The organism is Streptomyces sp. NPDC051320, assembly GCF_040682175.1.
GTDB lineage: Bacteria > Actinomycetota > Actinomycetes > Streptomycetales > Streptomycetaceae > Streptomyces.
Genome location: NZ_JBFBAL010000005.1, coordinates 230,681 through 244,351 on the forward strand (window position 1 = coordinate 230,681; position 13,671 = coordinate 244,351).

Here is a 13,671-nt window from a genome sequence, read left to right on the forward strand (position 1 = left end):
CGATCAGTACGCCGAGTTGACGTTGTCGATGGAGCCGTACCGGTGGGCCGCGTAGTTGGCCGCAGCCGTGATGTTCGCTACCGGGTCGGTGAGCTTATCGGCGGTGCCCGCGACGTGGTAGGTGTCGAAGGTGGGCTGGATCACCTGCAGCAGTCCCTTGGAGGGTATGCCGTTGATGGCGTTGATGTCCCAGTCGTTGACGGCGTTGGGGTTGCCGCTGGACTCACGCATGATGTTGCGGTGCAGTCCCTCGTAAGTGCCGGGAATGCCCTTGGCCTTCATGATGGCGAGCGACTGGCGGATCCACCCGTCGAGGTTGTTCGTGTAGTGCTTGGGCGCCAGAGCCTTGCGGTGCGTGGACCGGTTGGCAGCCTGCTTCGCGGCGTGCTTGGCGGCCTTGGACTGCGCCATGACTGTGAGCTTGAGGTGGTCGGAGACGGATGAGGCGTCCACGATCTTCGCCGTCTTCGTCGTGTCCTTGGCCGTGTCCTTGGCCTGCGTGATGTTCGACGTGACCGGCTTCACGGTGGTGGGCAGCCCGTTCGCCTTGACCGGCTGGACGGTGGAGGCGGCCGCCGTAGTGGTGTGTGCGCTGCTCGGTGCGGCGGTGGCGGTCAGGGCGGTGGCTGCGCCTGCGCTCACGAGAACAGCAGTGGCGATCTTGTGCGAGCGGGTGATGCGGAACGTGGTGAAGCGGGGCATGCGGACCTCTTCCAGGTGCGGGGACGGGGAGGCGGCCTTCGGTGGCGCGTGTCCAGGGGAACCGAGGGTCTTGGCCGCGTCCGCCGGGCTTGGCGTTGTTCGCAGGCTCGTTCTCGGTGCTTGCCGGGAACCATGGTTAGCGCCGGTTCTCGGCGGAGGCAATGCACCCTTCTACTACCTCTCATAGTGAGATAGGGCGGAATGACCGATATTGATGTGGTTTTTTAGGTGATGTACGGGGGCGACCCCCTACTAACCGTGGTCGTATGTGACCAAGGTCCTGTGTCGGGTGTCACGACCTGAGGCCGGCGAAAAGGGCCGCCAAGTTGCCTGGGTCACACGGCATTTCGGCTGCAGGGCAGCTGTGTTGGAGCGGCGCACGGCGAGGGCTCCTGGACGGGCCCACCGGCCGGGCATGGCGAAAGGCGCGTTCGCCGAGATCGACACCGAAACGTCAGACCCGATGAGGCGCTCAGCCGCTGACAGGCCGCTTGTGAGCGGTCATGGGTGGATCGTGCAGGCAGCGCCGATTCCCCCGACGGCAGGAAGGAATGGCGTGGCGAATTGTTTACTCTCCGCTACGCCCTGGTCCCAGCCGCCTCCGTGCGTCAGGCGCGCCGGTCCGCGGTTTCCTCGACCGAGAACCACACGGTCTTGCCTTCCGGCTCCGGACGGACGCTCCACTGGTCGGAGAGGATGTCGAGCAGCACCAGACCACGGCCGGAGGAGGCCATTTCGCCGGGCGCGCGCTGATGCGGCAGCTCGTCACCCCGGTCGGTGACCTCCACTCGCAGGGCCCGGTGGCCGAGCTCCCCATTGACAGTGGCGGTGAACGCGGCGGCCTCGTCGGTATGCACCAGCACATTACCGAGCAGCTCGGAGGCCAGCAGCACGGCTGTATCGATCTGGTCGGGCGACGTCCAGTCGTGCAGTAGCGCCTTCAGCTCGGTCCGCATTTCCGACACGCCTTGCGCCCGGTCCTGCGTGATGGTCAGCACGAGCCGCCGTTCGGGCACGTCCGGCTTCGGCACGCCACCGTCGCGACGCAGCAGCATCAGCGCGATGTCGTCCTCGTTCAGGGTGATCGGCTGGTCCTGGTCGTGCTCCGGCAGCGGACCGCTCACCGCCCGGAGCAGCCGGTCTGCCATCGCCTCGAGGTCCGATCCCGGCCCCGGCGACAGGGCGTCCCGCACGCGCGCCCAGCCGCTGTACATGTCGTGACCGCCGCTCTCGATCAGCCCGTCCGTGCAGAGCAGCATGGTCTCCCCGTCGTGAAGCTTCAGGACGGAGACCGGGTAGTCGTCCTCGCCGGGAATCAGTCCCAGGGGCAGTCCGCCGTCGATGTGCTTGATCACGCAGGTGCCGTCCGGCATGCGCAGCACCGGGTGCGGGTGACCCGCTCGCGCGATCCGGAGAATCCCGGTGGCCGGATCCGCCTCGAGGTAGATGCAGGTGGCGAACCTGTCCGCGTCCAGAGCGGACAGAAAGCGCGAGGCCCGCGAGAGCACGGCGTCGGGCCGGTGCCCCTCCGCCGCGTAGGCGTGCACCGCGGTCCGTAGCTGGGCCATCAGTCCAGCCGCGTGCACGTCATGGCCCTGCACGTCACCGATGACCACAGCGAGTCTCCCGTTGGGCAGCTCGATGCTGTCGAACCAGTCACCGCCCACCACCAGCCCCCCGCCGGCCGGCAGGTAGCGGGTAGCCAGGCTGATCCCTGGGAACGACGGACCATCGTTTGCCATGCTCATCCGCAGGCCGTGGGACAGCGCGAGCTCCGCTTCGCCCGTACTGGCGCGTTCCAGCCCCTGCGCGACCAGCCGCGCCGCCTGGGCCAGCAGGGTGCGCTCGTCCGCGGTGAACGCGACGGGAGAGCGGAACCCCGCCAGCCACACCCCGTTGATCCGGCCGGCGGTCACCAGTGGCAGGAAGGCCCATGAAAGCCGTCCCTTGCGGGCGGAAAGCGGATAAGTCGCCGGAAAACGCCGAAGGTATTCCTCCGGTGATTGCAGAAAGACAGCTCGCCCGGTCCGTACCACTTCCACAGCCGGATAGTGCGTCGTCAGCGGCATCCGGAACATCCGGTCGATCCCTCCGGGGCGGAATCCGTACTCGCCGAGGGCGTTGAGGAACTTCCCGGTCACGCCGAAGACGGCCTGGCCGTCCAGCTGGAAATCCGGTGCGTGCAGCCGGGACAGCACCTTCAGGATGTCGTCGAGCGTCTCCGCCACCGCGACTGCGTGGCCGGCGCCCAGCAGCAAGTTGTCACGGCTGCGGGACGTGGCACGCGAGCCGTCCGGGCCCGCCTCCGGCCCCAGCGCCGGTCCGGGGCGGTCCGCCCGCTGTCCGTCGATCGCCTCCGCCACGGCTTCCCGCCGGTTGAGCGCATCGATCTGGCTCAGCTCGGCAGCGTATTCCCCAGGATTCGGTTCATCCCGTCCGCCACCCATCCGATGCCCCTTCGTGCCGGTGCATGCTCCTCCTTCCATGCTCCGACGGGATGCTGCTCCTCGCAGTGCGGGGCGGAACCAACGACCCGACGGCGGGCCCGTCCGGAGCGGGCGGCTCGGCGCCGGTGGCGGCCCTGGCCGCGTCGGCCGTGACGCCGCCCCGCTACCTCGCAGTGCTTGGGGGGCGGTCTGCTGGGCGCGTATGGGTCGCACCGGCTTCGCTCGCCTGCACGGGTTCTTCGAGCGGTGACCGCCGGAACGCGGCGGGGGCGGTGGCGCCTCAGCGGCTGCGGCGCCGCGGACACCCCGGCCGACCCGTCGACCCACCGCGGAGGGACAGGCGCGGAGGGACAGGAAGCAACTCCCGGGCCGCACCGCCTATTCGGCACCTGCTGCGATCGAATTCAGTTGCGGCGAATGGAAGTTGTACAGGTGCCTTGTTCCCCGTGAGTCACTTGTGCAAGGGTAACGGGCGTCACGCATGGGCAATCGTCGGTCTGCTTCCGGCGTCCGAGATGCCGTACCGGTCGCCCCAAAGGCCTTTCGTCGGCGGCCCCCATCTGTGAAATAGGTACGCACCAATCAGGCCCGCTTTCCGGCGGTCGGAACTTCTCTGTGCCGTTTTTGCGCCTTGGAAGGAAGCAGTGCTGTGTACACCCCCCACACCCCGCGTTCGTCCTCTTTTCCTCCCGCCGGTTCCGTTCCGAGGGAGCCCGACGAGAGCCTCGCAGCTCAGCTGAGAATGCCCTCCGAGGACGACCCGGCACATCCGGTGGCGGTGCTGCTTTCCTGCCACTGGGAAGCGGTCCACGACTATGCGGTCATCTGCGTCGCGTCCTCGGGGGGCGTCGCGCCGGTCGTCGCCGCTGCCGCCTTTCACCAGGTACTCGAGCGCGTGGCACGGGGCGAGTCGGCTGAGGCACTGCGCCCGCGGCTCCTGGTTGTGGTCCGTGACACCGTCCGGGCGTGGTCCGCGGAGCAGCACATCACCATGCTGATGCCGGAACTCCGGAAGCCGACGGGCGGACGCGGCATGCGGACCGCGAAGTCCATTACGGCCGAAAACAGGAAGCTTGCCCGTCGCTCCTTTCGGACATTGCCCGGAGTCGCGCAGTGCTTGCTCTGGCACATCGAGGTCGAGGCTGACCCCATCTCAGTGCCTGCCGGTTTGCTGGGCATGGACGTCCACGAGGCGTCGGCCGCACTCGAGCAGGCGCGCGAGCAATTCCGTGCGGGTTGCGTACGGGCCCACAGGGAACTCGCGCCGAGTAAGGAATGCCGTTCCTACAGCCGACTGCTCGATGTATCGATTCACCGCGGTGACACCCTTCTTCCGGATGTCCAGCAGCATCTCGTGGAGTGCCGCTACTGCCGCGACGCGGCCGAGCAGCTCAGATACGTCGAGGGGGCAGTGGGCACCCTGTTGGCGGAAGCGGTGCTCGGTTGGGGGGCCCGGCGCTATGTCGAGTCACGGCCTGCTCGCGTCACCCGTGGGCTGCACGCCCGGGAACCAGCGGGAGAGGGGCTGTGGCAGCCGGGCACCGGAGGCCATCGCCTGCGGCCCCGGCTCGCCGATATCCGCGCCCGGGTCGCACCCGGGGGGAGGCAGTCGAAAGCATTCATCGGCGGAGTCGGGCTCGTCGCGGCAGCCCTGCTCGCTGCCGTGCTCACCGTCAGTCTCGTCTCCGACGGCGACGGACCTTCGGGCCCCGCCGCGTCCACGGGTGCCACCGGCTCGCACTCCAGCACCTCCGCCCCCCCTTCCGGTACTCCGTCTGCGGGGCCGTCCGCCGACATGTCCGCTGGGCTGCCCGGCACCCCGATCCGCACCAGGCTGCGCAACGCCGCCGCGGGGTTGTGTCTCGACATCAGGGGTGGGGAGGCAGAAGCCGGTGCCGACACGAAACTGGCTGCCTGCTCCTCGGGCCCGAACCAGCAGTGGTCGTACGAGGACAACGGTCTTCTGCGCAGTCTCGCCGACCCGGAACTCTGTCTCGACTCCCGATCCGCCGACGGTCTGACGACGCTCAGCAGGTGCGCCGGGCGCCCCGCGGCGCGCGCCGACGACGTCCGCTACGACCTCACGGTCCAGGGTGAGCTCTTGCCGCGCTGGCAAAGTGGCTTGGCCGTCGCCCCCACGTCCACCCACCCGGACGTGGACGTGGTCGTCAAGACGCGCGACGGTTCCGCGCAGCAGCGGTGGCTGCTCGACTCGTCCACGAGTGCCCCGGTGCCCAAGTCGATCGCCAAAACGCCCCCTCCGTCAGGGAGTCTCCCGCCCGCAGTTTCCCTCCGCCGTGCCGTCGCTGCGGGAGCCGCCCCGGGGCGGCTCCCGCAGCTCGACGCAGCACTGGCCGGCGCGGGGAGCGAGTAGCGCAGCCACGCCGGTGGCTTGCAGACCGTGGAGGAACCCGCAGAGGAACGCGTGGTTGATCCCGCAGACAAGCTCGGGTGAGCGTGCGGCCTGCGCGTGGAAGGGGCAGTTGAGCAGCCGCATCCGCGTGGGAGCCTGTCGGTCGGGTTCGAAACCGTACCGCTCGAGCATGACTTCGGCCGCGCTGATCGAGCGTTCAGGACCCAGTCGACCGGGTCGCACGCGGGTGCGCTCGGCGGCTCCGAGGTCCTCACCACGCCGGCGGGCCGTACGCAGGGCCGCCGCTCGCGCGCCTTCTCCGGGTGACTCGGTGAGGACCGCGTCGATGAGGATCTCGGCGATCACATCGGGTCGCCGTTCCGGGATGCTGATACGGATGTCCGCGTCCGTGGGTTCGTAGACCTTCGGCTTCCGCCCCACCCTGGGTGCACCACCGGGATTCTCGTACCGGCTGCGCAGCAGACCCGCCGCGACGAGCTTGTCGAGATGGAAGGCGGCCAGTTTGACGGAGATCCCGGCAGCGGCAGCGGTTTCCTCCCGGGTGACCGGGCGCCGCGCACGCCGAGCGATGCCGAAGAGGCGGCGACGCTGCTCGTCCGCGAGCACCGAAACCGCTGCCACCGGCGCGTCACTGGACTCTTCGGGGGAGGGCGAACTCGGATACGTTTCCACACCTCCACGATATCGCCGATGCCCATGGGTGTAACCGACGTACCTTGACAGTCGTCGGCAATAAAACCAATACTTGTTAGTGAAATTGCGAGCAAGACCCATCAGCAAGACCCATCGATGTCCCGCATCAAGAAGGTGTGCCATGACGAGTGAGCCCCAGCTTCGGGCGCAGCCTCCGCTGATCACACCGATCGCCGGACCGCCCGGGCAGCATCCGCACTTCGCCGCCACAGCCCCGACCCCCCGGTCGCGGAAGGGCAGTCCGGTCACGCCGCACACCCCGCTGCGGGTGGTGAACGAGACGGACGGTGTCGACCTGGAGGCGGCGGAAGAGGCGGCACGCCGGTTCCTGCATGCGCTCGGGATACGTACGGACACCGAAAGTACGCAGGGCACGCCCGGCCGGATGGCTCGCGCCTACGCCGAACTGTTCACCCCCCGGGCCTTCGACCTGACCACCTTCCCCAACGACGAGGGATACGACGAACTGGTGCTCGCCCGTTCCATTCCTTTCCGCTCGGTCTGCGAGCACCACCTCCTGCCCTTCGTCGGCACCGCGCACGTCGGTTACCTGCCGGGACAGCGGATCCTGGGGCTCTCCAAGCTCGCCCGGGTGGTCGAGCACTTCGCCTGTCGCCCCCAGGTGCAGGAGCGCCTGACCAAGCAGATCGGCGACTGGCTGCAGTTGCACCTCGATCCGAAAGGGGTTGGAGTCGTCATCGAGGCTGAACACACGTGTATGACACTGCGAGGCGTCCAGGCCACCGGCTCGACCACCGTCACGTCCGCTCTGCTGGGCTTGCTGCGCCGGGATCAGCGTTCCCGCAGCGAATTCCTCGCCCTCACCCGCATCGCGTCCTGAACTCGCGACGCATCCCGATCCCCGACACATCCGGGCCCCCGACGGAGGAGCTGGACATGGCAGGAAACAGAGCATTCGTCATCGCCGGGGCGGGTCTCGCCGGTGCGAAGGCCGCCGAAACCCTGCGCACCGAAGGCTTCGACGGCCCGGTCGTCCTGCTGGGTGACGAGACCGAGCGCCCCTACGAGCGCCCGCCCCTGTCGAAGGGCTACCTGCTGGGCAAGTCCGAGCAGGAGAGCGTCTACGTGCACCCGCAGGAGTGGTACGCGGATCACGAGGTCGACCTGCGGACCGGCACTGCGGTCACCGGCATCGACGCGGACGGCCATGAGGTGGCGCTCAGCGACGGCCGTCGCATCGGTTACGCGAAGCTGCTGCTGGCGACCGGGTCATCGCCCCGCCTTCTGCCGGTACCGGGGGCGGACCTCGACGGGGTGCTGTATCTGCGACGGCTCCGGGACAGCGACCGCCTCAAGGAAACCTTGCGCAGCGCGTCGCGCATCGTGGTGATCGGAGCCGGCTGGATCGGTCTGGAGACCACCGCTGCCGCTCGCTCTGCCGGTGTCGAGGTGACGGTGCTGGAGGCGGCGGAACTCCCGCTTCTGCGGGTACTGGGCCAGGAGGTCGCGCAGATCTTCGCCGGGCTGCACACCGAGCACGGAGCCGACCTCCGGTTCGGCACCCAGGTGGCGGAGATCACCGGGAGGGACGGCCGCGCCGACGGAGTCCGGCTCGGTGACGGCGCCCGGATCGCGGCGGACGCCGTTGTCGTCGGCGTCGGCATCGTGCCGAACAGCCGGCTGGCCGAGGTGGCCGGCCTCGACGTGGGCAACGGCATCCGCGTCGACGCGCGACTCCGTTCGTCGCACCCGGACATCTACGCAGCCGGTGATGTCGCCGCCGCGTTCCACCCCGTGCTGGGCAAACACATCCGCGTCGAGCACTGGGCGAACGCACTCCATCAGCCACGGACGGCGGCCCGGGCCATGCTCGGCCAGGACGTGAGTTTCGACCGCATGCCCTACTTCTTCACCGACCAGTACGACCTGGGCATGGAGTACACGGGTTACGTCGAACCGGGCGCCTATGACCAGGTCGTCTTCCGAGGCAGCACCGAGAATCGTGAGTTCATCGCCTTCTGGCTCTCCGGTGGACGGGTGCTGGCGGGGATGAATGTCAACGTCTGGGACGTGACCGACCCGATTCGCGCACTCGTGACCGGGGGGCGCCCCGTCGACGCGGAGGCGCTGGCCGACCCCGGCGTGCCGCTGACGGACCTCGTCCCGAGCGCCGGGCCGTCGTCCGAGTGACACCGGAGTCGGTCAATGCGCCCGGAGCGTCGTAGTGGGGCCGTAGTCGTCGAGGTCTCCCTTTCGCAGACGGTAGACCTGCAGCCGCAGTCCGTAGTACTTGTCGGTCTCCCCGACCCATTCCATCCCCACGCGCCGGGCTGTGGCGGCCCCCCGGTTGTTGCGCGGCCGCAGCACGGCGAAGAGCTCCTCGATGCCCGAGGGCGACTCGAAGGCCTGATGCGCGACGGCATGCCCCGCCTCGGCGGCCAGGCCCCGGCCCCAGACGTTCGGGGCCAGCTGCCAGCCGATCTCGAGATCGCCCTCGTCGGGGGGCAAGGGCAGCAGGCTGACTCCACCCACCAGTTGGCCCGTTTCCCGTAGCTCGACCGCCCAGCGGCCCTGTGGCGGCTCCAGCGTGTCGGCTTCGGCGACCCACCGATCCACCAGTCGCTGCATCGCTGCCACATCGGCCACCGGGTCCAGTGCCGGGGCCAGCCATCGGGAGACTTCCCCCGCGCCGTAGATCGCCAGCGCCGCTTCGGCATCACGCGTGGCCCAGGGCCGCAGGGTCAGCCGGGGAGTGATGATGCGCGAACCTTCGATCACGACACGGTGTGTACGGTCAACCATGACCTCGACAATATCACCGTAAGTATGGACATTGCCGGTCAAAAGTGCGCATTCGGTCCCAGGTGGATCGGTCGGTGCGGTGGTTCCGCGGCCCTCGGGCGCTTCCTGGCGATCATGTTCCGGCTCCGGCGCCCGTTTCTGCGAGAGGGCGTCCCCACCGGGAGTTCCTAGCCAGAGCATGTCAGGCCACTTCGTGGCAGGGTCCTGACAAATATTTGGCCAAATCTCGTACACCTGAGCACGCTTGCTCGCATGACCGTGATCAGGTCTATCCCGATCGGCTGACACAGAGCCCGCATCGGGAGGGAACACGGTGGCATCATCCGCCCGTAAGAGACGATGGTTCACGATCTGCGCCATCACCGCATCCGCCGCACTATGTGCCGTACCCGCAGGCGCGGCGTCCGGCGGCAAACCGAGCCCCTTCGGCCCCCGCGCCATGGACCGCCTCGCACACCAACGTACGGCGTCCCACGGCAACTTCACCGCCCAGGTGGCAGGTGATGACGACGGTAACGAATCCGACGAAATCGCCGAGGGCGCGGACCAGTTCGCCGAAGCCCGCACCGCGCCGGGGGTGGTATCGCCCGGCGCCTACGGAGCTGCCTGGAGCAGCTTGAACGGCCTGCGCCGTGCCGGCGGCAGCTGGAAGAACATCACCGACCTGCCGTACGACTCCGACGACCCCCGCTATCGGGACTTCGACTCCAACTCGAGTGGCGGATCCGGCACGGTCACCGGCCGGATGGCCGCGATGGCCGCCGACAACGACGGCTACGTGTACGCCGGCAGCGCGGGAGGCGGTGTCTGGCGTTCCCGCACCGGTGGCGGTCACTGGGCGCCCATCAGCGACAAGCTGCCGACCCAGTCCACCGGAGCGCTGGCGCTGGACGGTGCCGGCCGGCTGTGGCTGGGCACCGGTGAGGCCACCACCAACGCGGACTCCTATCTCGGCAGCGGCGTCTACGTGCTGGCGGGTCCTCACCACGGCACGTTCTCGCAGCGCGGCAGAGTCGGCGGTAACGAACTGGAGAGCACCACCATCCACCAACTCCGGTTCGGTGGCGGCCGGGTGTGGGCGGCAACCAGCGAAGGCGTGTGGTCCCACTCCACCAGCCGCCTCTCGGGTGCTTGGAAGCTGGAGTACGCCCCGAATCCGGACTACCTGCCGGGTCACGCCAAGGCGCACGATCCGGAGGCCGCATACAAGAACATCACCAACGACATCGCCATCGACGCGAAGGACCCTTCCCGGGTCGTGCTCGCGGTCGGCTGGCGCAGCGGTGACGACTACAACGGCTTCTACGCCAAGAAGGACGGCAGTTGGCAGAGGCTGACAACGGGTCTGGGCGACCTCCCGTCGGACCCGGACACGGTCGGAGAGGTGACCTTCGCCGCCTCCGCCGACGGGTCGCGCTACTACGCCATCGACCAGTCGCCGAAGCAGTTGGAGAACAACCCGGACAGCTCGTTGGAAGGCATCTACGTCTCCAAGTCCGGCTCTCCGTTCGGCCCTTGGACGAAAACCGCCGACTACCGTCAGCTGGCCGCCTCGGGCTCGGCGCTCACCGACCCGGGGTACATGCCGGGTGTGCAGGCCTGGTACAACCAGTTCCTCGCCGTGGACCCCGGGCATGCCGATCATGTCTACGCGGGTCTCGAGGAGGTCTACGAGAGCCAGGACGGCGGCGCCCGGTGGTCCACCGTCGGCCCGTACTGGAACTTCGGCTTCACCTGCTGGAACATCGATCCCGCGGAGCAGACGGGTGACTGCAACCCGACCACACACTCCGACCAGCACGGTGTCGCGATCGGCCGCTACCACGGGAAGGCGTACGTCTACGTCGGCAACGACGGCGGAGCGTACAGGCGTCCGGTGCAGGGCTCTCAGGACGCCGACGGTCACGCCACCGACTGGACCTCGCTGAACGACGGAACCATCGACACCCTGCAGTACTACTCGGTGGGCATCGGCAAGGACCTCGACCACGGTGGCGTCTCGGTCACCGGTGGCCTGCAGGACAACGGCCAGTCGGAGCTGCGCAGCAATGACAAGGTGATGGGCTCCAACTTCGGCGGTGACGGCACCGATACGATCACCGACCCCGCCAACGGCTGCAACATCGCCCAGGCCTACGTCTACCTGCAGATCCAGGTCACCCAGAACTGCGCCGTCAACGACGGCTCGTGGGAGGACGACCCGGCCAACGCCACCTCGTACTCCGTGGCCCCGCCGGACAACCTGACCGGCGAGGCCCGCTTCGTCGCCCCCATGGCAGCGGACGGCAAGGACAGTTCGACCTGGGTCGCCGGCGGCCGGCATGTGTGGGTCCAGACCCATGGTTACGCGATCCGCAGCAGCGCGGAGTGGTCGAGCGCGTTCGACCTCGGCGAGGGGCACACCGCTACCGCGGTGGCCTCCTCGGGCGGCAAGGTCTATGCCGCCTGGTGCGGTCCGTGCGACAGCAAGGACTTCACCCGCGGCATCGCGGTCGGCAACGCGGACGGCACCGGCTGGCACCAGGTCGCCCTTCCGGTGGACGGCTCCGTGCCCAACCGCTACCTCAGCGGCTTCGCCATCGACCCGGCGAACGCCGACCACGCCTACCTCACGGTCAACGGCTTCTCCCGCCAGTGGACCGAGGGCCCCGGCGCGGGGGTCGGCCACGTCTTCGAGACCAAGGACGGTGGCAGCACCTGGCAGGACATCTCCGGAAACTTTCCGGACATTCCCGCCGACGCGGCGGTGGTCCTGCCGGGTGGCGGACTCGCAGTCGCCACCGATCTGGGAGTCGTCTACCGCGGACACCGCACCACGCGGTGGGAGCGGCTCGGCTCACTGCCCGCGGTGGCCGTGCTCCAGCTCAGGATCGGCCCGGACGACAAGCTGTACGCGGCCACCCACGGTCGCGGCATCTACACGATGTCCGTGCGCGGTCTGAGGTGACCCGACGGTGATCACGGGCGCCGGACCTGCCGGGTCCGGCGCCCGTGGCGTGACCGTGAGGTACCTCCCCGCCCGGGGTGGCTGCGCCGTCACCCCTTCGGCGTAAGGGCCGGTGTCGCTACGTCCACCGTCGCAATCGGCGTCCGCCTGCGCCACACGGCCCACCGGCCGGTCCTAGCCCGGGATCATGGATTGCCGGTTCGCGGTTATGGCATTTGACTGATTTTCGTCAGAGCCTGAACCGGATTGTGGGCGCCTTGGTGCACGGAGGTGGCAGTGATGCTTTCGGCGCGGAGCATTCTCCAGGAAATCGTCGATGGCGAGCACTCCTTCCGTCTCTTCTGCTCCATCGCGGCAGGCGGGGAGTCCCAGGGTGGCTGGGAGAACGGTCGCATCGCCGCTCTGGTACCCGACAGCATGCGCGATCTCGCACCGAAGATCGCCCGGCACGGCGCGGACGAGGACAAGCACGGCCGGATCTTCAACGCCCTGCTCAGGAAGCGCGGTCTCGATCCGGTGGCGGTGCCGCCGGAGACCGACTACACGATGCTGCTGGAGCGGCAGGGAATCGGGCTGAGCCACCAGAAGTTGCACGGAAGTGAGCAGCTGTCCGAGCGGGACATCGTCGTCTACCTCGCCCACAGCCGGGTCACCGAACAGCGGGCCGCGGATCAGATGCACGTTCTGGTGAAATGTCTCGGCGCGGCATCCGAGCTCGGCCGGGCGGTGAGAATGATCAGTCAGGACGAGGACAACCACCTCGCCTACTGTCATGAGGAACTGCTCCGGCTCGCAGCGCAGGGCCACGCACGCACCATCCGTACGGTGCTGAGGGAAAGCGCGCTGGCCGAGATCCGGGTGTACCGGGAGGTCACTCTCGCGGTGATGGGTGAGATGGGCCGACTGCTCGACTGGCCGAAGGGCAAGGCCGGTGTGCTGGCCGCGGGTATCCACGGCCTGTACGGGTACGAACACATGGGCGGCTGGCGCCGGATGGTGAGCCTGAGCATGCCCGCGCGCAAAAACGCGCTGGGCGGCGCGTCGCCCGTTGCGCCGGCCCCGGCCAGTGAGCGAAGCTCGTCACGTCGGCTGTGACCCCTGCAGTCGCACGTCACGGGCAACTTCTGAGATGGGACGCTGGAACCATGCCTCTTGAGGGTCAGTACGAGCCGAGTCCGGAACAATGGGTGCGCGATCAGGTCGATTTGTACGAGAGCTCCGGCGGCACCGAGGGGACAGTGATGCGGGGCCTGCCCGTCATCGTTCTCACCACCGCGGCGCGAAGAGCGGGAAGATCCGCAAGAGCCCGCTGATGCGGGTGGAGCACGACGGGAAGTACGCCGCCGTCGCATCCCTGGGGGGCGCTCCCAAGCATCCCGTCTGGTACCACAACGTGGTGGCGGACCCGAGGGTGCAGCTGCAGGATGGCCCGGTGCGCCAGGACATGACTGCCCGTGAGGTGACCGGAGATGAGAAGGCCGTGTGGTGGGAGCGCGCTGTCGCGGCGTTTCCCGACTACGCCGACTATCAGAAGAAGACCGACCGTGAGATTCCGGTCTTCGTCCTCGAGGCCGCGCCCGAGGGGCACTGACCCGACCATCGCGAGCTTCCCGAGGCGCTCCCCAGCCCGTTCGGCGGTCTTGTCGTAAGCCGCCGGGTCTCCTACGGTCCTTTGCGAGGTGGTGCCGGGCAGCGGTCGACAACGTTGTCCACGCCACGGATCGCGATGCTGAGGGCGGGGATAT

At 68.4% G+C, this 13,671-nt stretch carries 9 protein-coding genes and 1 pseudogene; 6 read left to right on the top strand and 4 right to left on the bottom strand.

Annotated features, from left to right (window positions below; all coding sequences use genetic code 11):
* Positions 1 to 3: 3 nt before the first annotated feature.
* Together AB0M87_RS13810 and AB0M87_RS13815 are read right to left on the bottom strand one after the other, a co-directional pair.
* On the bottom strand, positions 4 to 702 hold the full coding sequence (locus tag AB0M87_RS13810; protein WP_365852294.1) for a transglycosylase SLT domain-containing protein: 699 nt from the start codon (positions 700 to 702) through the stop codon (positions 4 to 6).
* A 608-nt stretch (positions 703 to 1,310) separates the two neighbouring features.
* Positions 1,311 to 3,149, bottom strand: coding sequence for a SpoIIE family protein phosphatase (locus AB0M87_RS13815; protein WP_365852296.1), 1,839 nt, complete (start codon positions 3,147 to 3,149; stop codon positions 1,311 to 1,313).
* A gap of 742 nt (positions 3,150 to 3,891) precedes the next feature.
* Here AB0M87_RS13815 and AB0M87_RS13820 point away from each other — a divergent pair.
* Entirely contained in the window at positions 3,892 to 5,523 is a 1,632-nt protein-coding gene (locus tag AB0M87_RS13820; RefSeq protein WP_365852298.1) for an RICIN domain-containing protein, read from the top strand.
* Here the strand turns inward: AB0M87_RS13820 and AB0M87_RS13825 are convergent.
* Positions 5,413 to 6,195 (bottom strand): transcriptional regulator, encoded by a 783-nt coding sequence (locus AB0M87_RS13825; protein ID WP_365852300.1) that lies wholly within the window; start codon positions 6,193 to 6,195, stop codon positions 5,413 to 5,415. The two genes, AB0M87_RS13820 and AB0M87_RS13825, sit on opposite strands and share 111 nt — an antisense overlap.
* A 142-nt stretch (positions 6,196 to 6,337) precedes the next feature.
* Here AB0M87_RS13825 and folE point away from each other — a divergent pair, with 142 nt between their 5' ends.
* Together folE and AB0M87_RS13835 are read left to right on the top strand one after the other, a co-directional pair.
* On the top strand, positions 6,338 to 7,057 hold the full coding sequence (gene folE / locus AB0M87_RS13830) for a GTP cyclohydrolase I FolE (RefSeq protein ID WP_365852302.1): 720 nt from the start codon (positions 6,338 to 6,340) through the stop codon (positions 7,055 to 7,057).
* A gap of 56 nt (positions 7,058 to 7,113) precedes the next feature.
* On the top strand, positions 7,114 to 8,367 hold the full coding sequence (locus AB0M87_RS13835) for an FAD-dependent oxidoreductase (protein WP_365852304.1): 1,254 nt from the start codon (positions 7,114 to 7,116) through the stop codon (positions 8,365 to 8,367).
* A 12-nt stretch (positions 8,368 to 8,379) separates the two neighbouring features.
* Here the strand turns inward: AB0M87_RS13835 and AB0M87_RS13840 are convergent, their stop codons facing one another.
* Positions 8,380 to 8,979, bottom strand: a complete 600-nt coding sequence (locus AB0M87_RS13840) for a GNAT family N-acetyltransferase (protein WP_365852306.1) — start codon at positions 8,977 to 8,979, stop codon at positions 8,380 to 8,382.
* A 313-nt stretch (positions 8,980 to 9,292) separates the two neighbouring features.
* Here AB0M87_RS13840 and AB0M87_RS13845 point away from each other — a divergent pair, with 313 nt between their 5' ends.
* The 3 genes and pseudogenes from AB0M87_RS13845 to AB0M87_RS13855 all read left to right on the top strand — a co-directional run bounded on the left by AB0M87_RS13845 (position 9,293) and on the right by AB0M87_RS13855 (position 13,517).
* The gene (locus tag AB0M87_RS13845; protein ID WP_365852308.1) at positions 9,293 to 11,926 is read left to right on the top strand and encodes a glycosyl hydrolase; all 2,634 of its coding nucleotides are present in this window, start codon (positions 9,293 to 9,295) and stop codon (positions 11,924 to 11,926) included.
* A gap of 279 nt (positions 11,927 to 12,205) precedes the next feature.
* Positions 12,206 to 13,021 (top strand): ferritin-like domain-containing protein, encoded by an 816-nt coding sequence (locus AB0M87_RS13850; RefSeq protein WP_365852310.1) that lies wholly within the window; start codon positions 12,206 to 12,208, stop codon positions 13,019 to 13,021.
* Between the two features lie 50 nt (positions 13,022 to 13,071).
* Positions 13,072 to 13,517 (top strand): annotated as a pseudogene (locus AB0M87_RS13855) (nitroreductase family deazaflavin-dependent oxidoreductase).
* Positions 13,518 to 13,671 lie beyond the last annotated feature (154 nt).